General features: G+C 38.7%; 24 protein-coding genes. 13 read left to right on the forward strand and 11 right to left on the reverse strand.

Annotation, left to right across the window (positions count from 1 at the left end):
- Nucleotides 1–36: 36 nt before the first annotated feature.
- The 3 genes from QMA08_RS02395 to QMA08_RS02405 all read left to right on the forward strand — a co-directional run bounded on the left by QMA08_RS02395 (nt 37) and on the right by QMA08_RS02405 (nt 4,108).
- Nucleotides 37–2,421 (forward strand): bifunctional diguanylate cyclase/phosphodiesterase, encoded by a 2,385-nt coding sequence (locus tag QMA08_RS02395; RefSeq protein WP_290173535.1) that lies wholly within the window; start codon nt 37–39, stop codon nt 2,419–2,421.
- Nucleotides 2,418–3,350, forward strand: coding sequence for an alpha/beta hydrolase (locus tag QMA08_RS02400; RefSeq protein ID WP_290173537.1), 933 nt, complete (start codon nt 2,418–2,420; stop codon nt 3,348–3,350). The genes QMA08_RS02395 and QMA08_RS02400 overlap by 4 nt, the downstream gene beginning before the upstream one ends.
- Before the next feature lie 110 nt (nt 3,351–3,460).
- Nucleotides 3,461–4,108, forward strand: coding sequence for a bifunctional 4-hydroxy-2-oxoglutarate aldolase/2-dehydro-3-deoxy-phosphogluconate aldolase (locus QMA08_RS02405; protein ID WP_149614790.1), 648 nt, complete (start codon nt 3,461–3,463; stop codon nt 4,106–4,108).
- A gap of 36 nt (nt 4,109–4,144) precedes the next feature.
- Here QMA08_RS02405 and lepB read toward each other — a convergent pair whose 3' ends face one another.
- From lepB to aceK, 4 genes are all read right to left on the reverse strand, one after another.
- Nucleotides 4,145–4,795, reverse strand: coding sequence for a signal peptidase I (gene lepB / locus QMA08_RS02410; protein ID WP_290173541.1), 651 nt, complete (start codon nt 4,793–4,795; stop codon nt 4,145–4,147).
- A 152-nt stretch (nt 4,796–4,947) separates the two neighbouring features.
- Entirely contained in the window at nt 4,948–5,202 is a 255-nt protein-coding gene (locus tag QMA08_RS02415; RefSeq protein WP_002963210.1) for a DUF2999 family protein, read from the reverse strand.
- A 62-nt stretch (nt 5,203–5,264) separates the two neighbouring features.
- Nucleotides 5,265–6,227 (reverse strand): zinc-binding dehydrogenase, encoded by a 963-nt coding sequence (locus QMA08_RS02420; RefSeq protein WP_024595341.1) that lies wholly within the window; start codon nt 6,225–6,227, stop codon nt 5,265–5,267.
- Nucleotides 6,228–6,291: 64 nt separating this feature from the next.
- Nucleotides 6,292–8,064, reverse strand: a complete 1,773-nt coding sequence (gene aceK, locus QMA08_RS02425; protein ID WP_290173543.1) for a bifunctional isocitrate dehydrogenase kinase/phosphatase — start codon at nt 8,062–8,064, stop codon at nt 6,292–6,294.
- Nucleotides 8,065–8,492: 428 nt separating this feature from the next.
- Here aceK and QMA08_RS02430 point away from each other — a divergent pair, with 428 nt between their 5' ends.
- The 3 genes from QMA08_RS02430 (at nt 8,493) to QMA08_RS02440 (ending at nt 10,574) form a co-directional block, all read left to right on the forward strand.
- Nucleotides 8,493–9,440, forward strand: coding sequence for a LysR family transcriptional regulator (locus QMA08_RS02430; protein ID WP_290173545.1), 948 nt, complete (start codon nt 8,493–8,495; stop codon nt 9,438–9,440).
- Between the two features lie 74 nt (nt 9,441–9,514).
- Entirely contained in the window at nt 9,515–9,721 is a 207-nt protein-coding gene (locus tag QMA08_RS02435; RefSeq protein WP_007375422.1) for a hypothetical protein, read from the forward strand.
- Between the two features lie 421 nt (nt 9,722–10,142).
- The gene (locus tag QMA08_RS02440) at nt 10,143–10,574 is read left to right on the forward strand and encodes a hypothetical protein (protein WP_002961558.1); all 432 of its coding nucleotides are present in this window, start codon (nt 10,143–10,145) and stop codon (nt 10,572–10,574) included.
- Nucleotides 10,575–10,586: 12 nt separating this feature from the next.
- Here QMA08_RS02440 and icd read toward each other — a convergent pair whose 3' ends face one another.
- Nucleotides 10,587–11,855 carry an NADP-dependent isocitrate dehydrogenase gene (gene icd, locus QMA08_RS02445; RefSeq protein ID WP_138488944.1) on the reverse strand — a complete coding sequence of 423 codons (1,269 nt, stop codon included), beginning with the start codon at nt 11,853–11,855 and terminating at the stop codon, nt 10,587–10,589.
- A gap of 188 nt (nt 11,856–12,043) precedes the next feature.
- Here icd and QMA08_RS02450 point away from each other — a divergent pair, with 188 nt between their 5' ends.
- On the forward strand, nt 12,044–12,847 hold the full coding sequence (locus QMA08_RS02450) for a hypothetical protein (protein WP_138488943.1): 804 nt from the start codon (nt 12,044–12,046) through the stop codon (nt 12,845–12,847).
- Between the two features lie 48 nt (nt 12,848–12,895).
- Here QMA08_RS02450 and QMA08_RS02455 read toward each other — a convergent pair whose 3' ends face one another.
- Entirely contained in the window at nt 12,896–13,396 is a 501-nt protein-coding gene (locus QMA08_RS02455) for a hypothetical protein (protein WP_290173548.1), read from the reverse strand.
- Between the two features lie 371 nt (nt 13,397–13,767).
- Here QMA08_RS02455 and QMA08_RS02460 point away from each other — a divergent pair, with 371 nt between their 5' ends.
- Both QMA08_RS02460 and QMA08_RS02465 read left to right on the forward strand, forming a co-directional pair.
- A complete protein-coding gene (locus QMA08_RS02460) occupies nt 13,768–13,935 on the forward strand; it encodes a hypothetical protein (protein WP_002961566.1) in 168 nt (55 codons plus the stop codon).
- 139 nt (nt 13,936–14,074) lie between these two features.
- On the forward strand, nt 14,075–14,917 hold the full coding sequence (locus QMA08_RS02465; protein WP_193226307.1) for a transporter substrate-binding domain-containing protein: 843 nt from the start codon (nt 14,075–14,077) through the stop codon (nt 14,915–14,917).
- An 84-nt stretch (nt 14,918–15,001) separates the two neighbouring features.
- On the opposite strand, the gene QMA08_RS02470 is transcribed toward QMA08_RS02465, so the two are convergent.
- The 5 genes from QMA08_RS02470 to QMA08_RS02490 form a co-directional block, all read right to left on the reverse strand.
- Entirely contained in the window at nt 15,002–15,583 is a 582-nt protein-coding gene (locus tag QMA08_RS02470; protein WP_272451270.1) for a YceI family protein, read from the reverse strand.
- Between the two features lies 1 nt (nt 15,584).
- On the reverse strand, nt 15,585–16,136 hold the full coding sequence (locus QMA08_RS02475; protein WP_290173551.1) for a cytochrome b: 552 nt from the start codon (nt 16,134–16,136) through the stop codon (nt 15,585–15,587).
- A gap of 146 nt (nt 16,137–16,282) precedes the next feature.
- Nucleotides 16,283–17,119: a ScpA family protein gene (locus QMA08_RS02480; protein WP_002961574.1), complete on the reverse strand. Its 837-nt coding sequence runs from the start codon at nt 17,117–17,119 to the stop codon at nt 16,283–16,285.
- A gap of 6 nt (nt 17,120–17,125) precedes the next feature.
- Nucleotides 17,126–17,746, reverse strand: coding sequence for an L-threonylcarbamoyladenylate synthase (locus QMA08_RS02485; RefSeq protein ID WP_002961576.1), 621 nt, complete (start codon nt 17,744–17,746; stop codon nt 17,126–17,128).
- On the reverse strand, nt 17,743–18,597 hold the full coding sequence (locus QMA08_RS02490) for a PHP domain-containing protein (RefSeq protein WP_002961577.1): 855 nt from the start codon (nt 18,595–18,597) through the stop codon (nt 17,743–17,745). The genes QMA08_RS02485 and QMA08_RS02490 overlap by 4 nt, the downstream gene beginning before the upstream one ends.
- Before the next feature lie 464 nt (nt 18,598–19,061).
- Between QMA08_RS02490 and QMA08_RS02495 the strand changes: the two genes are divergently transcribed.
- The 4 genes from QMA08_RS02495 to trpCF are packed head-to-tail and all read left to right on the forward strand — an operon-like array spanning nt 19,062 to nt 23,640.
- Nucleotides 19,062–20,630 carry an anthranilate synthase component 1 gene (locus QMA08_RS02495; protein WP_182736529.1) on the forward strand — a complete coding sequence of 523 codons (1,569 nt, stop codon included), beginning with the start codon at nt 19,062–19,064 and terminating at the stop codon, nt 20,628–20,630.
- A gap of 1 nt (nt 20,631) precedes the next feature.
- Nucleotides 20,632–21,234, forward strand: a complete 603-nt coding sequence (locus QMA08_RS02500; protein ID WP_024594803.1) for an aminodeoxychorismate/anthranilate synthase component II — start codon at nt 20,632–20,634, stop codon at nt 21,232–21,234.
- Nucleotides 21,235–21,245: 11 nt separating this feature from the next.
- The gene (gene trpD / locus QMA08_RS02505) at nt 21,246–22,283 is read left to right on the forward strand and encodes an anthranilate phosphoribosyltransferase (protein WP_290173555.1); all 1,038 of its coding nucleotides are present in this window, start codon (nt 21,246–21,248) and stop codon (nt 22,281–22,283) included.
- Nucleotides 22,276–23,640, forward strand: a complete 1,365-nt coding sequence (trpCF, locus tag QMA08_RS02510) for a bifunctional indole-3-glycerol-phosphate synthase TrpC/phosphoribosylanthranilate isomerase TrpF (RefSeq protein WP_002961581.1) — start codon at nt 22,276–22,278, stop codon at nt 23,638–23,640. Before trpD ends, trpCF begins: the two co-directional genes overlap by 8 nt.
- The last annotated feature ends 6 nt before the right edge of the window (nt 23,641–23,646 follow it).

The following is a 23,646-nucleotide window of genomic DNA, read 5'->3' on the forward strand; positions in this document are numbered from 1 at the left end:
AATTAATGCTATTTGGGAAAGGACCCCCTAAGATTCATGAATCGAGAACCGACCTCATCAAACCCTAGCTTTTTTAATTTGTTATATTCTGTTTATTTTTGGTTTATCAAAAATATCAAGTCTAGTATAAATACAAACTCCTCTAATAGAGACACGTACAAAGCGTTTAAATCACGCCAATACTACGCAATCTTACAGCAAATGCCCTTTAGTAGTACTGGCAACATGCTAACTTCTTTACTTCTTACATTATTTTTCTGGAACGATGTTAATCATTATGTATTAATATCATGGATAAGCGCTCTTTGGTGCATAGCTATTATTAACATTATTTTGTGGCATAAAAGTAAATCGATTGAAAAAAACACATTAATTAAGAAGCACGCAGCAGAATGGTTAACTGTAATTCTATCTTTAGCGGCTATTTTACATATCACGATGGCCAATTATTTATTTGGTTTATCTGATGAACAAGGCCGGCTATTAATTATCTGTATTATAATTTCGTTTGCCTCTGTTGGTGCTTGGATGTTTTCATTTCTTCCTATAGCGGGCTTAGCATGGGTTGGTATTTTTACTCTTGGATTACTTATTGGTATTCCATACCATTTTTGGGGGCATTATTGGTACTTTGCGTTAATAGTCACTTTTTTTGGCTTGATACTCGCCTCAACGGTAATTGTATTTTCTCGAATGTTTTTATCAAACTTAGAGGCAGAAACAAAAATAGAACATCAACGTCAAGTCGTTGGTATGTTACTCAATGACTTCGAAAAAAATGCAAGCGACTGGCTATGGGAAACTGATGAAAAAGGTAATTTGCAGCATACCTCCCTTCACCTTGCTAAAGCACTTAATGTAACCATACAGGAATTAGAAGGTAAAAACTTCTCATCAATTATATTTTCCTTGTGTAAAAGCGCCACAAGCAAAGAGCTGTTTCAAGACCTCAATACTAAATTATGTACCCCACTCCCATTTAAAAATATGCAAATACCTGTTGAAGTAGCAAAGTGCCACAAATGGTGGGCTATCACAGCAAAGCCATTAGTAAATTTTAACGGACTATTTTTAGGTTGGCGTGGTGTTATTTCTGACATAACAGAAATAAAATTAAGAGAACAAGAAATGGAGTTCTTAGCTAATGCAGATCCTTTAACTGGTTTAGCAAACAGGCATAAGTTCAATCAATTCATTAAACAAGTATTTGAAAAGAAAGCATCAGCAAACTGTACTCTTTTCTTGATGGATTTAGATAACTTTAAAATAATAAACGACTCACTAGGACATATAGTGGGCGATAAATTATTACAAGAAATGGCTAAACGACTTTCTGCTGCAATAAAGCCAAATGGGTTAGTTGCTCGTCTTGGCGGAGATGAATTTGCAATTGTTTATCAATATACATTAGATAAAACTTCAGCCCAAGAACATGCCGAGCAAATTTTAGATACTTTAAAAAAACCATGGTATGTTCACGAATACAAGATTGAAATGTATGCGAGCATAGGAATTGCTTCTACACCAAAAGATACTATGACTGCTCATGATTTATTTAAATTTGCTGATATGGCTCTATATTCAGCAAAAGAGACAGGAAAATCTAAATGCAGTTTCTTTGAACAATATATGGAAGAAAATGGAAAATCGAAGCTTGCCCTACTCTCTGATATAAAAAAAGGACTTATAAATAACGAATTTACTATTTATTACCAGCCACAAGTAAATCTTAAGTCGGGTAGCCTCAATGGTTTTGAAGCGTTAGTTCGCTGGAATCACCCTATAAAAGGAACTATTGCACCGGATACATTTATACCACTTGCTGAAGAAAGTGGCCTAATAAATAAACTTGGCCAATTTATTTTAAATCAAGCCTGCAAAGATGCTACTTCATGGCCTAAACACCTTAAGGTTTCTGTTAATGTTTCGGCATTACAGTTTACTAAAAACACATTGGTTGAAGATATTTTTAATGCCCTAAAAAGCAGTAATTTGGCGTCCGAACAGTTAGAAATAGAACTTACAGAGTCTGTAATGATTAACAATTACGAATACGTTGTTAAGGTATTGAACAATTTAAGAGAGCGAGGTGTAAAGGTTGCTCTCGATGACTTTGGAACAGGCTACTCTTCACTTTCCTATCTCCAAGAAATTCCGTTGGATAAATTAAAGATTGACCGATCTTTCGTTGAGAAATTGAATGTAGTAGATAACACCCAAGCTACTGCCATCGTTAAATCTATTATATCTTTGGCACAAGCGCTTAACTTTGAAACAACAATCGAGGGTATCGAGTCAGCTAATCAAATAGCAATTTTTAAAGGCATGGGCAGTACTTATGGCCAAGGTTATTACTACAGTAAACCTATTGATTCAGCTTCTACAATATCGCTAATCAATAATTGGAATAATAAGCTTTGACATACCTTATAATTTTTCTCCTCCTGGGCTTTACAGTATTATTTTATTTAACGTACTCGCCAGATATTTCGGCTATTGTAATAAAAAAACGCTGGTCATACGATAACTCAAAGTTTGTAAATATCGACAAAATAAGCGTTCATTATATAGATGAAGGAAAAAAAGATGCGCCAGTACTCATTATGCTGCATGGACTATCAGCAAGTTTACATACGTGGCATGATGTTACTAAAACACTTACAAAAGATTTCAGGGTGATAAGTTTGGACTTACCCGGCTTTGGCATAACTGGGCCATGGGAAGAGAGCAAAAAATACGATAGTAAAAACTATTCAAAATTTGTTGAGAAATTTATTAATAAACTCGAAATATTCTCATATACGTTAGTTGGCAATTCTTTTGGTGGTGAAATTTCATGGCAACTAGCCAAAAATCATCGAAATAAAATAAATGCCCTTATTCTTATAAACGCAACTCCTCGTCTAGCCCCATTTAAGAATTGGCTAATAGGCTGGAAACTTGCTTATTTACCAATAACAAAGCAATTAAGCCTGTATTTTTTACCTTACTTTGTGACTAAAAACAGTCTCAGAAGAGTGTTTAAAAATAAAGATATACCGTTTAGTAAGTTTCAGCAGTACAGTGAACTAACTCTTAGAGTTGGTAATAGAGCAGCATTAATCTCCCTTTTAAAATCGTACTCGTTCGACCCTTTGTTATTTGCTGGCGATAAACTAAATATACCTACTTTAGTTGTTTGGGGAGAGGAGGACGAGGTAGTTCCATTTGACTACACAAAAGAATTTATACTCAACAGCACAAATACTCAGTTAGAAATAGTGAGTAATGCCGGTCACCTACCTCATGAAGAATTGCCGATTAAAACAAGTAAGTTAATCAAGATTTTTCTGAAGCCTTTAATTGATTAAGCCTGTGACCTTTATCAATTAATTTTTCAATTTAGAAAGGTACATACTCCCTGACTATACTATTTCCTATTAAATCGTCTACCCCGTTTGATATAAAGTGAATTGTAATTATGACCCAAATTTTAGATACCAACAGAACAAAAGTAAGTAGCCAAATAAAGCAACACAAATTAGTCGCCATACTGCGCTTAAAACAACAAACCGATGTAGCTCCATTAATTGATTGTTTAATAAATGCGGGCATACACTCATTAGAGATCACTTCAAACACACCTGGCTTTGAGCAAGAAATAGCAAGAGCTCGCGCAGCGCATAAAAACGCACTTATTGGTGCAGGCACAATAATTAACACCACCCTTGCCCAGCAAGCTATTGATGCTGGCGCGCAGTTTATCGTAACGCCAAATACCAACAAATCGGTTGTCGAACTTGCCCACCAGCACGGGTTACCCGTATTAATGGGCGCACTAACACCTACCGATGTAGCAAATGCAATTGAATATAACGCTGATATTATTAAGGTATTTCCTGCTGGTAGTATGGGCGTTGGTTACTTTAAAGCATTAACGGGTCCATTTTCAGAAGCACAATTAATGCCTGTTGGTGGTGTGAATTTAGATAATATATCTCAGTGGTTTGAAGCAGGTGCTTGTGGCGCTGCAGTTAGTGGCGATTTTTGTAAGGTATTAAATACCGAACAAGAGCGTAGTGTTCTTACCAAGCTTGTAAAAAAATATATAAGTAAACTGCCTAAATAGGCAGTTATATTTTAACTCTAAAATTAATTATCTTATTTAATTGAGCTTTTTCAATACGCGGTCTTTTCTTGGTAGGTAATAGTTATCGTAATCAAGAGACACTATAACGCGCTCTGCTTTTCCTAATAACTCATTACGCGGAATTAAACCTATTACACGCGAGTCAGCGCTATTGTCGCGGTTATCGCCCATTGCTAAATAATAATCATCAGGAATTGTAATTGCATCAAAGCCCGATAAACGGGAAGGAATATTTGCCACTCTTATCGAATGCGCTAATCCGTTTAAATCTTCGATTTTATCAAGCGAGTCTATGTTGCTTTGCTGATCTGCATAATTAAGTCTTTTACCATTAATAATGAGCTCATTATTTTCAAGCGCAACGGTGTCTCCTGGCACACCAATTACACGTTTAATTAAACGGTTATCGGCAGCTTGTGAGTCAAAAACAATAATATCACCGGTTTGTGGGTCCGCTAGTTTAAGTAGTTTTATGTGCGTAAATGGGATACGAATATCGTAGGCCATTTTATCGGTAAGTATTCTGTCACCTTCTTGAATTGTTGGTTTCATTGAGCCTGTTGGCACTTCGTACCAATCGGCTACAGCGCTTCTAAATACGCTCATTAGTGCAATAAATACGATAAGAGAGCGGTTATTTTTCCAAAACCTATAAAGCGGTTTCATATTATTTCCCTGCGTTAATTAAGTATTATTATGACTAATTAAATACTGAGCAGTTCAATGTAGAGTGTAACAAAAAGTGTGTGCTTTACGACGGGTATAGCAAGGTAGTTGCTTACCTTGCTATATGAACAATCTGAAAATTAGATTATCAATTATTGTTGATTTAGTTTTTCTTTCGCTTCTTTTACTTTTTCAAAATCTAAACCAAGTTCGTCAGTCGCTTCTTTAATAAGATGCGGTTGAGTCATCACGACTGCCATTAATTGTTGTAACTTTTCTGGCGGAATACCAAGCTCTTGAACAAGCGCCATTGCCATCATTGGATTTTGAGTAAACGCTTCAAACAATGCTTTTACTTTTTCGTCGCTTACATTGTGCTCTTTAAGTATTGCTAGTATTGGATTCATTATTAAACCTTAAGTATTTTTTATAGGGCTTAGTATATGGGCTAAACCCTAAAATTAAAGAGTTACTCTACAAGTAAAACCACTTTTCCTGCGTTTTCATTACGCTCTAAAATAGCATGCGCTTCGTTTGCGTCGCTCCAAGGCAATGTTTTATACAGGTTAAAGTCGTACTTTTTAGTGGCAATATCATTGTAAAAGCGTGCTACAAAGTCGTCGCGCACCTGGCGTTTAAACTCAATACTACGATTTCTAAGCGTTGAGGCATGAAACGAAATACGCTTTTGTAAAAGCGCCGCAAAATCAACTTCTGCAAAACGTCCATCTAAAAATGCAAGCATTACAATTTGGCAATCCATGGCTGCAATAGCGGCATTTTTATTTAAGTAACTACCCGAAACAGGATCTACAATTGCATTTGCTGTTAACTCATTTGCTTTCATATATTCTACAAAGTCGGTGGTTTTATAGTTAATTGCATGATCGGCACCGAGCTCTTTTGCGTGTTGGCATTTGTCATCCGTACCAGCGGTAATAACCACGGTAGCACCGGCGCTTTTAGCCATTTGAATTGCTGCACCGCCTACGCCACTAGCACCTGCATGAATAAGCGCTGTTTGCCCTTTTTGTAATTTACCAAGCTCAAATAATGCGCCAAATGCCGTTAAATACACTTCGCTTATTGCGGCGCCCTCTGCCATTGTTACATCATCGGGTAATTCCATAAGTTGTTTTGCATCAACGGCTACATATTCGCTATAAGCACCACCTGAGCACAACGTGAAAATACGCTTGTTTAGCCAGCTTTTATCTACATCTTTTCCAAGCTCAGTAACTGTACCCGCACATTCTAAACCTAAAATAGGGCTATCTCCCGCAGGGGCCGGGTATTTACCTTGGCGCTGCATACTGTCTGCACGGTTTACACCTATTGCTGCAACTTTAACAAGTACTTCATGGCTCTTTAAAACCGGTTTTTCGGTTTCACTAAATGCAAGATTACCATCTTCATGAGAAATATATTTCATTGTTGCTCCAAGTTTAAAAACTGTAATAACATATAGATGGGGATGAACACAGATTCAAACAACCTCAAAAGCGCCAACTTTGTTTGTAAGGATAAACATCGGGTAGATAACCATTGTGTACTTGTTGCTGACAATCCTGCCAGAACGTCGCTAAAAACAAGTTACTGTGCTCATTATTAAAATAACTAAACGCAATCTCGTTGGCGCTAAAAAACACCTTAAATTGGCTCGGAAATATATCGTTTTCAGCTATATCAAAATACGAGTTACTACTTAGCTCTTCTAGTGCATTTTGGGTTTGTGGCACCTCTCTAAAGTTGCAATCGGTTAGTGGGCAAATTTCGTCAAAGTCGTAAAACACAACTCGCCCCCATCGCGTTACGCCAAAGTTTTTCATTAGCATGTCGCCCGGAAATATATTAGCACCCGCTAATTCTTTAATTGCTTTGCCGTAGTCATGCATTACTCGTTCTAGGGTTTTGTTATCGCATTGGGTAATATATAAATTAAGCGGGGTCATTTTACGCTCAACATAAACGTGCTTTAAAATTAGTGCCTTGCCAGATATAACCATGCTGCTACCAATTTGGCTTTTCATCTGCTCAAGAAGCTCGTCGCTAAAACGGCTTAAATCAAACGCTAAATATCTAAATTCGTGTGTGTCTACCAAACGACCAACCCTATCGGCTTGTTTTACAAAGTTATACTTTTCTTTGACTTGTGCTTTGGTGGCTGTTTTTGGCGCACTAAATTTGTCCTTAATTACTTTATAAACGTAATCTAGCCCTTCAATAGTAAATACCAGCATTACCATACCTGGCGTCCCTGCTGCTGTGACATACTTAAAGTTGGCTGGGCTATTTTTAGTCGTATCGACCTTATGCCGATAAAACTCAGTTTTGGCGTGCTTTATAAAACCAATTGCGTTAAATAACTCAAAGCGTTGTTTGTGTGGCATTAATACACTTAAGTAATCTACATAACGTGCGGGTTTATCGGTATCAACCATAAAATAGGTGCGTGCAAAACCAAATAATAAACTTAATTGATCGGCGCCCATCATTACAGCATCAAGCTTTAGTCCCTCATCGGTATTTAAAATAGCGATAGCAAAAGGCATATTGTCGCCATTTTTAGCAATGCAGCGCCCAATTAAATAACAGGCTTTGTTTCTAAAAAATAATGAGTTGGCGTATTCAATATACCCGTCGTTTAAATTTATAAGTTCGTACACCTGTTTGCATTGCTGCTTAGCGCCTTGCATTAACGTACTTTGTAATGTGGCTACATCACGCTCTAAATGACTAAATGGCACTCTAAATACTTGATTAGTGATAAGCGTTTTAACGGCGTTATTAAACCCATTATGTAGCGATACCCTGCTCACTAAGCTTTCATAAGAGCGTGGCTCACTACGATACTTTGCTTTTAATACAAACAAATGCACAGTACGAATTTTTTTATCGTCCCAAATTGCGCCAAACGTTGAATTAAAAAAAGTATGCGCAATAGGTTTATTTTCGTGATTTTGTACCATATCGCCGTAAATATTTTTAGCTAACTGCCACGTTTGCGGGCAAGTAAGTTCAGCATAAGCAATAACTCTCACGGCTTCACTCACGTTTTTTACTTCGCGCTCATACACTTGTAAACGTTCACGCATAGCACTTTGCACACTGTGGTACTGTCGTTGCTCAAAACGGCTTTGTGCACCCAGTGTAATATTTAAAAATTGCGAAAACATCGCCTCAAATCCAGCAAAAACAGATCGTGCAAGCTTGCTTGCTACAACGTGTTGTAGCGCATTATTAGATTGATTTGTTAGCCTATTTTTCATAAATACAGCACTTATATTGATGCCAGTTATGGCGGTTATTTTTTATTAATTGTTTACACCTTAGCAAGCAGGCTTTAATTTAGATAATTAATAAAGCATATAAATAGAATTTATTGGGCGTATTGACCTTTCGAGGTTAATTTTTCAGCCGTGTATTTGGTTTTTAAGCAAGGCAAAGTACATGTAGTGTGGTGACTCCCCATAAATGTACTTTAACGCTGCATAAAGGCCAAATACACACTGCCCATAGGGTTCTTTCTAGGGACGATTAACTCTTTGTTGCCTACATGGATGTAGGTAAGGGGCGTGAGCAGGACGCGGAAGCTTTGCTCGATTTTTACTTAGCCCACTAGGTGGCAAACCTCGCGCCGCGATTAAATTGCCCCTAGATTGAACAAATTTCAACCCTGAAAGGCCAACACGCCCATATGAATATAAGAAACGTCGACCTCAACTTGTTAGTTTACTTAAATGTACTCATCGATGAAAAAAGTGTGTCAAAAGCTGCAAATAAACTTGCTCTTACGCAACCTGCTATGAGTAATGCGCTAAAACGTTTGCGCGATTTATTTGATGACCCGCTACTTGTTCGTGCTGCAGGCTCTATGACGCCAACGGCAAAGGCACTTGCGTTAAAACCTGAAGTTGAGGCGCTCTTAAAAATGGCCGAAGCTATTACGCAGCCTAGTGAGCAATTTAACCCTGCAACCGCTGAAGTTACCTTTAGAATAATGGCAAATGACTACATAGAGTCGACCTTAATAGCCCCTTTTATAACGGCGCAGCTTAGTAAAAATCCCGGTATTAATTTTGATGTATTAAGTCCAAGCGACGTAAACCTGCAAGACATGGAAAAAGGCACGATAGATTTAGCAATAAATCGCTTTAATGGTTTGCCACGCTCGTTTCATCAAGCCAGTGTATGGCGAGATAATTACTGTTGTTTAACCCATCCTAAAAATACATTTTTACAGCAATCAGGGTTAGACGACTACTTACAAAAAGAACATATTTGGGTAAACCGTGCCGGCTGGGGGCCTGAAGCCGCTGTTACTAATAAATCAGGAAAACAAAAATTAGGCTGGGTAGACGAAGCGCTTTGGCAACTAGAACAAACCCGTAAAATACGAGTTTTTACTCGCCACTATATGGTTGCAAGCCTGCTTTGCCAATCAGAGCAACTTATTGTCACCCTACCGCGCAGGCAAGCTAAGTTACTAACCTCTCATACTGATTTAGTAATCAGCCCTGTGCCATTCCAAATAGTGCCTATTGAGGTAAAAATGATATGGAGCCCACTGCTACACCATGCGCCAGCGCACCAATGGTTAAGGCGTGAGTTATTAGCGTTTGCCAAAACGATTGCAGATAGATAAGTTAAATACAGATATGCTGTGTTATGAGTTTCAAACAAGCTCGGTTTTAGACAATAACTTCAAATGGAGTAAAAATGGATAGTGCATCAATAATTGCGTGGAGTGTTTTGTTTGGAGGCATAGGTATTGGCTACCTTACTTACGGGCGAAGAAAAAAAGCCGTAGTACCGCTTTGTATTGGTTTGTCGCTATTGGTATTTCCGTATTTTATGAGCAGTGTTAGCATGCTCTTGATTGTAGGCGCTATTTTAGTGGCTATTCCCTACTTTATTAAAATCTAACATTACTACTGTTATTGCAATTGTTATGGCTAAATAAAATACACGAGAAAATAAAAAAGCGCCATGGTATTCAACTTTGGGAAAATACAATGGCACTTTTGGAAATCGTCGATATAGGAATGTACCTACATTACTTTATTAGCAAGCTTGGTACCAACTTAATGAAATAATTAAAACTCATTAAAAACAATTAACTAAGATTTTCTATCTATACCTCAACGGCTCCCTTGTTCCAGTTTTGTGCACGCCTTTCCGATTTTGCACCAAATTAATTAGTATTATTTAGATATGTTTCCTATTTTTATTTAGTTTTTAAACTCACTATTGATAAAATCAATATCAGTTATTGAAAACAACAATTTCATTAATAATACACTTAGCGCTAGAGTGAAGTTAAGCCAACAAACTAAGAGTAATAATTATGACAACATCAAGCTTTACACAACAAGACGGGTTATTTATTGATGCTAACTTACATCAGTTTATTGAAGAGCAGTTATGCGCAAAAACTAACACCACTGAAACTTACCAAGCATTAGCTACTTTAGTTGATGAGTTTGGTTGTAAATGCCGTAAAACAAAGCACCAACCAAATGATGTATTAGAAGTGGATACATTGCTAAACGCATACCAACTTAAAAACCACCCACTTTGCCATGTTGATGCACAAACGACGGAAGCCGTTTTAGACGAATATTGCTGCCAGGTTCCTGCAATTATTGTTGTTGCGTTAATGGATACGCTTAGTGGTACGCAGTGCGATGAACCTCAAGCACATGAGATTTACCATCGTGCAGCGCAGTTAACCAACCGCCCTTGCATGCACAGAGTAAAAACTGCCTCAGCAGCTTAATAATGAATGTGTTTAAAAGTGCTCGATAACCTTCTTTGCAAAGCCAGTACAAGTTAAGGTTGTCGAGTTATGAATACTTGAGTTATCGCTCTGCTCTTGCGCTAAATCAAAGGTTACTTCACCACTTTTAAATGTTTGCTCTAACGCATTTTCTATCAGTAATGCGGCCTCGTCCCATCCCATAAATTTAAGCATTAATACCGCACTTAAAATACTACTGCTGGGGTTTGCTTTATTTTGCCCTGCTATACGTTCAAACGTGCCGTGTGTAGGCTCAAAAAATGCGACATCGTTATTTAAATTTGCAGCAGGCATTATGCCAACACCGCCAACTTGTGCGCTCAACATATCCGCTAAAAAGTCGCCGTTTTGATTAGTCGTCACCACTACATCAAATTGCTCTGGGTGCATTAAACATTGCTGCAGCATATTGTCGGCTATAACTTCTTTAATAATTAGAGGTGCTTGATTTACTCGCTCTATTTGTAGCCAACGCCCATTTTCATGTGCAGTGGCATTAAATTCGCTTTGTGCAAGTGCATACCCCCAACGCTTAAATGCCCCATCGGTAAATTTAAGTACATTGCCTTTATGCACTAGCGTTAATGATTCACTATCGTTTTTAAGTGCATAGTTAATGGCAAAGCGCATTAGTCGCTCAGAGCCTTCTTTAGATATATTTTTAATACCAATACCGCATTCTTGTGAAAACCTTAAGCGGGTTACGCCCATTTCTTCGCATAAAAAGTCGAGCATTTTTTCGCTTTCTACACTGCCTGCTTGCCACTCAATACCTGAGTACACGTCTTCGCTGCTATCACGAAGCACTGTTATGTTTGTTAAAAAAGGATTTTTTAAAGGAGAAGGAAGTGCGCTAAAGCCTTTTATAGTACGCATATTTACAAACAAATCCATTTCTTGCCTGAGTGCAACATTAAGCGATCGAAAGCCACCACCCAGTGGTGTGGTTAACGGCCCTTTTATGGCAATTTTGCAGGCACGTACCGCGTTAATTGTTTCTTGCGGAAACCAATCACCGTCATACAGCTTTGCGGCCTGCTCGCCATTATAAACTTGCATCCAATGAATTTTCCGTGCACTTTTATAACAATGCTCAATTGCACTATCAACAACGTGGCGCATCACCGGCATAACATCCAGCCCCACGCCATCGCCATCAATAAAAGCAATAATAGGTTCTAACGGTATTTGCCAGTGTCCTTGTGCATCAATAGTGATATTTTGGCCGTGCTCAGGAACTTGAATATGCTGATACGTCATGGCTAAAACCTAACTTAAAATAACGATTAATTGATTAAACCATGCTTAGCTAGAAGTGTCTGTATTTGTACTTTTATAGTTACTATCATTTTAAAAAATAAAGAATTAGGCGTGATTATTTATCCATTTAGTTGGTCTTGTATGTTAACCCTAGCGTACCAGTTATTAAATTACAGTGGAGCATTTTAATGAAATACTTTTTTGTACTGCTACTATCAATCAGCTCTTTTAACGTATTAGCCGTTGAAGTAGTCATACATAACCTTAGCTCGCTCTCAAGTAATGCTCAAAACACAGTATCTACATGGGTTAACCAAAGTGTTGAAAAAACACAAAATACACTGGGGCCTTTAAAACAAACCACTTTGCCTATTTATTTAAAACCGCAATACTTTGCTTTTGAGCCTGTACCTTGGGCTACAGTTAAACGCAATAACCCCGATGGGCTTGAACTACATGTAGATCGCTACGCCAGTTTAAATGCATTCACTAAAGATTGGACGCTATACCATGAACTTTCGCATTTATATTTGCCGCTACTTCCCTACTCCGGTTTTTGGCTAAGCGAAGGTTTTGCCAGTTATATGCAAAACGTAATAATGCGTGACAGCGGTATAATCACCCAGCCGCAGTTTGTACAACGTTTAAATGCAGGATTTGATCGTGCCCGCCAGCAAACCAAAACTAAAACACAGCCACTCAATAAGCTCTCTGCCGATATGTGGAAACAACGCGCCCAGCAACGTGTTTATTGGACGGGTGCGGCTTTTTTTGCACAGGCCGACCTTAAGCTACAAAAACAAGGTTTATCTGTCGCGGGTATAATAAAACAGTATCAAACATGCTGTAGACCCGCTCGCTCTAGTGCTAAAACCTTTATAAAAGAGTTAGATAAACTATCCGGCAGCAGCATTTTTACAACGCTGTATGCAAAATATAATACCCGTACTGATTTTCCTGATATTAATAAAAAGCAGCTAAACACGCTTTAATAGCTGCTCTGTTTTATATAGTTACTATATTCAACCAGCCCTTGCGCATCAAAAATTGGTTGAGTACTCGTTCATAAAACCATGCAAAAAATTGGTTTTATAGCACTTAACACCCGCTTTGGTGCTTAAAGCTTTAATAACTTCATCAACATTAAAGTGACTCTCACTTGCTGGGAATATGAATTCACAGGGTACATTTGCATCTAACGCTAAATAATTACGAATTTGCGACGGATAAAAGCCAATTAACTTTTTAAGGTGTGTATTGCCTGTTAATAACTGTGCCCGCCATGCTGCGCTTGCCCCTGCACTAAAAGCAATACACGTGGTAGGTACTTTTAAACTCTCAAAGCATTTTTTAAGTTTGTCGGTGTATTTATCATGGCCACACTGCTGTATAAAATTATTATAACTATCTTGTTCACTTTCAATAGCTTGAATCTTGTTATTGTAAGGGTCAACAATCACTAAATGTGAACTAATTGCCTGTGATAACTTACTTAAAGCAGGGGTTAAACCATAAATATCACTCACTATCAGGTAATTCATACTTATCCTTTGGTAACTAAAAATGGGCTTTGTAAGCAGTTGATAAGATTTATTATAAATATTTTTATAATAAATAGCTTGCACACAATTTATATATAAGTTACCTTCCCTCTCTGGTTTAAAGAAACCGCCGCGGTTAACCATTTACCCTGATCCAGTAAGCCCCGCAAAACGTATATTTGAAAGCTAAGTTATTGTACGGCGAGAACCCCTTGAATAATACCGAGATGATTTTTTACTATCATCGCAAAAGTGTCATAAAGATCGTCAACACTGTAATGAAGCTAAACACAACATCGTTAATTTATTGACTGCAATTTGCTATAAAAATATAGCGCAGAATAAATAACAAGAATAAAGTGAGTTTTATTATGTCTTATAAATATAATGGGTCTATGATCCAAATAGCACATCCAGTGCAATCAATTTCAGTAAACAAACATCGTGTAATCTTCAGTGATACACAAGGTTTAAAAAATGCATTATTTCAAAAAGCGAGTGATGCACGCCAGTTTGTTAAGTGGCTAAAAGCTAACTAAGCAACACATAATTTTAATTGCCATTCTATTATTGCAATTATTGATCAGATATTATGCCAGCCTTGTTGCTGGCATTTTACTTTTTAGCTCTTTATTGGTTACAATAGTTTTACAATAATAATTACTGGTAGCTGTTGTAATGCTCCGTATATTTTTAACTTTCTTACTTTTTTTCTGTCTGAGCTCAATAAGCAATGCTAGAACCATAAACTGGCTAGCGCACGATTTTGCACCCTATTATATTTTAAATGGTCAATATCAACACCAAGGCCGTGACGAAAGCATAATTTCTTTACTTGAAAAACAACTTCCTAATATTACCTTTAACCGCATGCTTATCCCCTCAGGTAAAGTAATTCAAGAGCTGTCTAATACTTCAAATAATGTTTGTGCGTTATCGCTTTATAAAAATGATTACAGAAAAGAGCATATTTATTTCACAGAGGAGAGCTCAACAACGGGCCTCTCGCCTTCAATAGCAATGCACAAAAAGCTCGCCAAAGCGCTAAATATAGCGGAATCAAAAGAAGTATCACTACTCAATTTAATACAAGATAAAAAACTAACTCTTGGAGTTTCTATGAGCCGCTCTTACGGCCAAGAGATAGATACTTTAATAAACAGTACACCAAACATTGATTTAGTAATTAGACCCACACGCGATAGCCTAGCGAGCCTCACATATATGCTTAACCTAAAACGAATTGATATTTTGCTGGGTTACCCAAGCGAGCATTACTATTTAGCTAAATCAATGCACTTTGAAGAAAACTTAACGCAGCGTCCATTAACCGAATCTCCAGCGCTCAGTTATGGCTTTATTGGTTGTACTAAAAACGAGCAAGGCGCAAAAGACATCGCTATTCTTAATGAGCAGCTTAAAGTTATTAAAAAAACGCAGGCTTATAACGATTTACTTATGCGCTGGTTGCCTGAGGATTTAAGGCCGCTATTACAGTCACGTATTAATAGCACAAAATAAACAAATTCAAAGTCGCTTAATTTGAGTTTCTGTTAAGCAAAAAAAACGCCACAGTAAGTAGCGTTTTTATATTCAATAACTGTATTACTTACGAACGCCTTCTATTGATAAAATAATATCAACATGAGTAGATGCAGGCCCTAAGTTGTAATCAATACCGTAGTCGGTAAGTTTAAGGCTGGTTTCGCCTTCAAAACCTACGCGGTATCCACCCCACGGATCTTTACCTTCGCCCACTTTATCTATTTCAAAGGTAATAGTTTTAGTTACGCCATGCAGCGTAAATTCGCCGGTTACGTCGGCCTCTTCACCATCTTCATCAAATTTAATGCTGGTGCTTTTAAATGTCGCTTTTGGGTATTTATCCACATTTAAAAAATCTTTACCGTGTAAGTGCTTATCGCGCTCTGCATGGTTAGAATCAAGGCTTGTGGTGTCAATATTTACCATAATTTTTGATGCATCAGGGTTTTTAGCATCATAACTAAATGTGCCGTCAAAAGTATTAAAACGACCATATAACCAGCTGTAACCTAAGTGTTTAATTTTAAAGTTAACAGATGCGTGCCCGCCTTTTGTATCAATTACATAATCAGCTGCATTAGCGCCTGTTGCCGATAACATCATTGCAGCCGAAACGGCTGTGCTTACTAATAATTTTTTCATTTTAATCATCCTTTAATGGTTTGATCATTCTGATTAAGGTTTTATCTTTATCGATAAAGTGATGTTTTAACGCCCCTAGTGCATGCAATACTGCAAACCCTATTAATGTGCACGCGCCGTAATAATGTACTTTTCCTGCAATATCGGCTTGGTCATCAAAAGCAAAATCAAGCGCTGATACGTTAAATAAGGTAAACACTTCTATTGGACGTCCGTCTGCGGTTGATATTAAATACCCTGCAACAACTATAACGGCCAAAATAATATACATAGCAATATGCGCGGTGTGTGCTAATTGGTTCATACCTTTACTTTCACCTAAGGGTTTAGGTTGTGTAGATAAAGCACGCCATAAAATTCTAAATAAAAATACGGCCACAAACGTAATACCAATGCTTTTATGTAAATCGAGCGAGCCTTTATACCAGCTATCGTAATAAGTAAGCTCAACCATATATAAACCTAAACCAAACAGGCCAAAAATAGTCAACGCCATGAGCCAATGTAAAATAATGGCGACAAGTCCGTAAGATGAAGGTGTATTTTTAAACATGTGTAACGTCCTATAATGCTATGACGTTACAATATAGTGCATAGCCGTAAATGAAAATAACATTTACAAACACTTTACGTGCGTATACGCACAGAACTTTGATAATTAAAGTCAGTTTTTAGAAGTTGAGGATTAAACAGATAAGTTTATAGGGTGGATTGCTCGCTCAAGCTGACATAAATTAAGCTCTCTGGGCTTACTTGCAAACAAGTAACAAGTCCTTCTTTAATGAGCTCAAGCATGGCTATAAAACTAACCACCACACCACTACGCCCTTCATCAGGCGTAAAAAGCGTATTAAATACCACCGCTGAATTTGCTTTCGATAGCTGTTGTAATATTTGGCTCATTCTCTCTCGGGTTGAGAGTACTTCGGCAGTAATTTGATGATGTTCAAACGTTTTTGCTCGCGCCATAACATCACTCAACGCCAGCATTAAGTCTTTAAGTTCAATATCGGGGAGGTTTTGACTTATGTCTTCATTTATTGGCATAGCGGCATGCGCTATAAAAATATCACGCCCAACACGGGGGATATCATCGAGGTTTTCGGCGGCTTTTTTAAATAACTCATATTCTTGTAGACGTTTAATAAGCTCAGCGCGAGGGTCTTCTTCCTCTTCAAGCTCTTCGTGAACAGGGAGTAATAAGCGCGACTTAATTTGTGCAAGTAACGCAGCCATAACTAAATATTCACCGGCAAGTTCGAGTTGAAACTCGGTCATCATTTCAACATAACTTACATACTGCTCTGTAATACTAAAAATAGAAAGATCGAGCACATCAAGTTTATGCTTTTTAATTAAATAAAGCAGTAAATCGAGCGGGCCTTCAAAGGTTTCTAATATTATTTCGAGCGCATCGGGCGGAATATATAAGTCTTCTGGTTTATCTACAACCGCTTTACCATGCAAAAAAGCCAGTGGCAGCTTTTGCTGCACTGGCTTTTCACTACTTTTTGTATCAGCAGTACTTTCGCTCACTTGTTATTACTCAAACGGGCTTGTATCACCACAGCCAACACGCAATATTTTAACTTCATCTTCTGACAAGTCGATTACTGTGGTTGCTTGCTCGGCTAAATGGCCACCGTGAATAATTAAATCAACGTGTTTATCTAATCGCTCTAATATTTCATCCGGATCTGATTCAGTAAACTGCTGCCCGGGTAAAATTAAAGAACACGACATTAATGGCTCGCCAAGTTCGGCAAGTAACGCACAAGCAATTGGGTGTTCAATTACACGCATGCCAATGGTTTTTTTCTTGTCGTTTAATAGACGCTTAGGGACTTCTTTTGTGCCTTTAAAAATAAAGGTATAAGGCCCTGGCGTATTATTTTTAATTAATCTAAATAGCTGGTTATCTACACGTGCATAAGTAGATAGCTCCGATAAATCACGGCAAACTAGCGTAAAATTATCGTTTTTTTCAATACCACGAATACGCTCTATGCGCTCTTTGGCTTGCTTATTACCAATGTTACAGCCAATGGCATAGCCCGAATCTGTTGGGTAAACAACAACACCGCCTTGTTTAATAATATCAACGGCTTGACTAATCAATCTTGGTTGCGGGTTATCAGGATGAATATGGAATAATTGACTCATGTTAATGCCCCTTCTTGTCCTTCCCAAACTTGCCAAACACCTTGGCAGTCTTTCGGTAAGTATAAATTTTTGCCAAGCTCTAAATAGCTTGTCGGAAAATGAAAATCAGACCCTTGCGAGCAAAGTAGTTCGTACTCACGGCTGAGTTCACCTAAAAATTGACGTTCGCTTGGCGCCTGTTGAGGTTGTGCAACTTCCATTGCGTCTCCTCCTACACTTTTAAATTCTACTAATAATTTGCGTAGCCACTTGTTTGACATTTGATAGCTACTTGGGTGAGCAAGTACAGCAACACCACCAGCGGCATGTATTGCCTCCACAGCGGTTTGCATGGTGCACCAGCAACTAGGTACATAGCCTGTTTTGCCGCGCCCTAAGTACTTTTTAAAAACACCCGGGAAATTTTTAGCTACACCGCGCTCAATAAGGGCGCGTGCAAAATGTGCGCGCGTAATTTGCGCGTCTTTTGCCAGCTCTTTAGCTTGCTCGTAAATGCCATCAAAGCCATTTTTTGCAAGGCGTGCGCCTATTTCTAGTGCACGCTCTTCTCGCTTTTGCTGCTGAGCCGATAATAAAGAAGTAAGGTCAATATTATTAATATCAATATTTAAACCTACAATATGAATTTCGAAGCTTTCCCATTTGGTAGACACTTCGGTACCCGTTATTAATGAAAGCGGTAAGTTTTCTGCTTCAATAAATTGCTGAGCAGGCTTAATAGCCGCCACAGTGTCATGATCGGTAATAGCAAACACATCAATATTTTTATCAACAGCGCGATGCAATAATTCTTCAACCGTCAAACGCCCGTCTGAATGTGTAGTATGGCTATGTAAATCGTATTTTATCAAAAGAAAACTGCTTAAAATTAAGGGTTACTGGTGTTTATGTAAGTATAACAACTTTTTTGACTAAATTGTTTTAAATAAACACTTGACACAAAAGCATAAGATACGTTTTACTGTAGCCACTTTCAGACACATTAAGAATTAACAATAATGATCAATTCAAACTTAAACACTATTTGGTGGTGGCACTCGTAATTATCGGGTGATGAATTGTCGTGTCTAGCAAAAATTCAAAACCCGCAACTATGCGGGTTTTTTTATAACTAAATTTTACGAAACGTATACGTTAAAAATATTTAATAAATTTTGAGGCAGAAAAACATGAATAACGGTCTTACTCTTACACATCGTTGGTGGTGGCGCCTGATATAGCGGGACGGTAATGATCTGTTTGTAATTTAGATATCGTTATTCAAACCCCGCATTGCAAAAGCACTGCGGGGTTTAATTTTTTGAGGGAATGAGGTTTGATTTTTAGTCATATAACTACCACACCAGGCGAAGTAACAAGCATTACGCAAGTACGCGACTATATTAGTAGCCCTCTTGCATTATACGCGGCACTTGATAAGCCTAACTCACTACTGCTTGAATCGGCTGAGATTGATTCTAAAGACAGTGTAAAAAGTTTAATTTTAGTTGATAGCGCCCTGCGCATTGTATGTAAGGGTAAAACGGTAACTGTTAGCGCACAATCTAATAACGGCAAGCAATTATTAAGCTACTTACAAGCAAATGTTAAGAGCTGTGATTCACAATTAAACGACACAACGCTTACACTTAACTACCAAGACACCAGCAGCGATATAGACGAAGCAAGTAAGCTTGTTGCCGATAACGCCTTCAGTGCTCTTCGTACCTGTATTAACAGCATTCAAAGCACTACCGAAAATCCGTTTTCGGTATTTTTAGGCGGTGTGTTTGCCTACGACATGGTGGCAAACTTTGAGCAATTAAGTGATGTACCTGATGGCGAAAACACCTGCCCAGATTACGTATTTTATTTAGCCGAAACCTTAGTTGTTATTGATCATCAAAAACAAACAACCGAACTCATTGGCAATGTATTTAATGGCCCAGACGTACACGCTAACTGCTTTGAAGTAGGTAAAGAGCTTGAGCGGTTAAATACGCTGTGCGATAACGCAGCAGAATTTAGTGCGGATATGCAAAGTGGCGAATGTGAAGTAAGCGTTGATATAAGCGACGAAACGTATTGCGAGCAAGTTGTTAAGCTTAAAAAGAACATTGTAGATGGCGATATTTTTCAGGTAGTGCCGTCGCGTACATTTTCACTACCTTGCCCTGATTCTTTACATGCGTATAGCCAGCTTAAAAAGCAAAACCCAAGCCCTTACATGTTTTATATGCGCGATGAAGACTTTGCATTATTTGGCGCGTCTCCTGAGTCTGCCCTTAAGTACGACGTAAGTAATCAGCAAGTAGAAGTTTACCCAATTGCTGGTACTCGAGCGCGCGGCAAATTTGCTAACGGGCAAATAAACCCCGACCTAGACAGCCGCATTGAGCTGGAACTAAGAAACGATCAAAAAGAGCGCGCCGAGCATTTAATGCTTGTTGATTTAGCGCGTAACGACGTAGCCCGCATTAGTGTTGCAGGTACTCGTTTTGCCAAAGAGTTATTAAAAGTAGACCGCTATTCACAGGTAATGCATTTAGTTTCACGCGTTGTTGGCACATTAAAACCAGAACTTGATGCACTGCACGCTTACCAAGCGTGTATGAATATGGGCACCCTTGTTGGTGCACCAAAAGTACGTGCTGCTGAGCTTGTTCGTCAAACTGAAGGGAAACGCCGTGGCAGTTATGGCGGCGCTGTAGGTTACTTAACCGGTGATGGCGCAATGGATAGCTGTATTGTTATTCGCTCTGCTTTTGTTAAAAATAACATAGCCTACGTGCAAGCAGGTGCAGGTGTAGTGTTTGACTCAGATCCTATTTCAGAAGCAAACGAAACTCGCGCTAAAGCACAAGCGGTTATCACCGCCATAAAATCTACGTATAAGGCGGTATAAAATGAGTAAAACGAATCCTATTAAAATCTATTTTTTAGATAACTTTGACTCATTTACATATAACTTAGTTGATGAGCTTACGATGCTTGGCTGCGAACTGGTTGTTTATAGAAACAACATTAGCGCTGAGGTTATTTTTAATAAAATGCGCCAAGAGCAAGGCCAAGTACTCTTAGTACTTTCGCCTGGCCCTGGAACACCAAGCGATGCAGGCTGTTTAATGGAGCTTATTGAGCTCTCTAAAGGCCACTTCCCAATGCTAGGCATTTGTTTAGGCCAACAAGCGTTAACCCAAAGCTACGGCGGAGTAATCGGTCATGCCGGTGAAACCGTACATGGTAAGTCTTCAATTATTAATTTAGGCGAACATCCTGTATTTGATGGTATGGGCAATACAATGCCTGTAGCACGTTACCATTCATTAATGGCAACAAAAGTGCCTGGTAATATAAAGGTTATTGCCCAGTATGAAGATATCCCTATGGCTATTTATCATCATGATGACAACGCATTGGGTTACCAATTTCATCCAGAATCTATACTGACGCCAAACGGCGCAATGCTACTTCAGCAAAGTGTCGCCTACTTAACACGCGCTAAATAAAAGAGGACATTATGAGTACACAACCAGAACAACCCATAAATGTTCAACACGCGATTGAACTACTAATTACAGGGCAATCATTAAACTACGCAGACGCCAAAGCACTATTTGATGAAATAATGCAAGGTAACATGAGCGAGATTGAGCTAACCGCCCTACTAATAAGCCTTAAAATTAAAGGCGAAGTAAGCGATGAAATAGCAGGTGCTGCAGCCTCAATGCGCGAAAACGCTGTTGCTTTTACTACCAGCAGTACACAACTTGCCGATAGCTGTGGCACTGGCGGTGATGGCTCAAACACAATTAATATAAGCACAACAGCAGCCATAGTTGCCGCTGCTGCCGGTATTAACATGGTAAAACATGGTAATCGCAGTGTATCGAGTAATTCAGGCTCTGCCGACTTACTAAAAGCCCTGGGCATTAATATAGATATGAGCCCAGAGCAGGCAGCAAAATGCCTTGAGCAAACCAATTTTACCTTTTTGTTTGCACCGCACTATCACAGTGGCGTACGCCATGCGATGGGCGTGCGTACAGCGCTTAAAACACGCACTATTTTTAATATTTTAGGCCCGCTTGCTAACCCAGCAGCACCTGATGTGCAATTGTTAGGTGTGTACAACGAAGCGTTATGTATGCCAATGGCACAAACACTTAAAACCCTTGGCACAAAGCGCGCTATGATTGTTCACGGCTCGGGCACTGACGAAATAGCTCTACACGGTCCAACAACGGTAGTTGAGCTAAATAATGGCGAGCTTACACAGTACACGCTAAACCCAAGCGACTTTGACCTTGCAAACTATTCACTTGAACAACTCGCTGGTGAAGGCCCACAATACAACGCAAATGCTAGCCTTGCCATCTTACAAGGCAAAGGCACAGATGCACATAATGCTGCCATTGTGGTTAACGTAGCTGCCCTTTTATACCTAACAGGTAAAGCAGAAACGTTAAAAGAAGGGGCAAAGCAAGTACAAACATTATTAAGTTCAGGGCAAGCCATGAACACACTAAATGCAATTATTGAGGTAAGTAATGGCTAATGTATTAGACAAAATTGTTGCTGATAAAAAATTAGAACTCATTGAGCGTAAAGCTGCACGCCCGCTTGAAAGCTTTAAGCATCTTGCAGTGCCTACAAGCCGTAGTTTTTACAAAGCATTAGCCGCCCCAGGCACACAGTTTATTTTAGAGTGTAAAAAAGCATCGCCTTCAAAAGGGTTAATTAGAGAGCCATTTGATTTAACCGAAATCACATCGGTTTATAAAAAATACGCTACCTGCATGAGCGTGTTAACTGATGCTAAATATTTTCAAGGCAGTTTTGACTATCTTGAATTTGTGCGCAGCCAAGTAGAACAACCGCTTATCTGTAAAGACTTTTTTATAGATGAATACCAAGTATATATGGCGCGTATTTATGGCGGTGACGCTATATTATTAATGCTTTCAGTACTCGATGACGAAAGCTATAAAGCACTGCACGCTGTTGCCGATTCTCTGAATATGTCGGTATTAACCGAAGTAAGTAATGAAGAGGAAGTACACCGTGCACTTGCGCTTGATGCACAAATTATTGGTATTAATAACCGCGATTTACGCGATTTAAGCACCGATTTAGCCACTACCGAAAAACTACGAAAGCTTATTCCGGCAGATAAAGTGGTTATTTCGGAATCGGGTATTTACACCCATCAAGACGTAAAACGTTTAGCCCCATTATGCGATGGTTTTTTAATTGGCAGCTCACTTATGGGCGAGCGTGATTTAGAGCAAGCATGTCGCCGTGTTATTTTAGGTGACAATAAAGTATGTGGTTTAACACGTACCAAAGATGCACAAGCGGCATATCAAAACGGTGCTATTTACGGTGGTTTAATTTTTCATCCTAAATCGCCACGCTATGTTGATTTAGATTGCGCAAAAGAGCTAAGCCAAAGTGCCCCGCTTAATTTTGTGGGTGTGTTTGTAGATGCCCCAATTGATCAAGTTGCTCAATACGCAAGTGTGCTAAAATTGGCGGCAGTTCAATTACATGGTCAAGAAAGTGACGATTACATCGCTCAGTTGCGTACACAGTTACCTACCGGCTGCGAGATTTGGAAAGCCCAAGCAATAAAAGATGCATTGCCAACGCCTGTAAATGGCGTTGACCGACACCTTTACGATACACACAGCGATACACAAGCTGGCGGTACAGGTAAAGCATTTGATTGGTCGGTGCTTCATGATGCAACTACACCGTTTATGCTCGCTGGAGGCTTAAATCCAGACAATATTAAAGATGCGCTTTTTAAAGGTGCCTTAGGCCTTGATTTAAACTCAGGCGTTGAAGAATCTGCGGGTAAAAAATGCCCTAACAAATTACATAATGCTTTTACAAGCATCAGAAATTATTGAGGTTAA

It is taken from the genome of Pseudoalteromonas sp. APC 3355, from assembly GCF_030407615.1.
Classification (GTDB): domain Bacteria; phylum Pseudomonadota; class Gammaproteobacteria; order Enterobacterales; family Alteromonadaceae; genus Pseudoalteromonas; species Pseudoalteromonas distincta.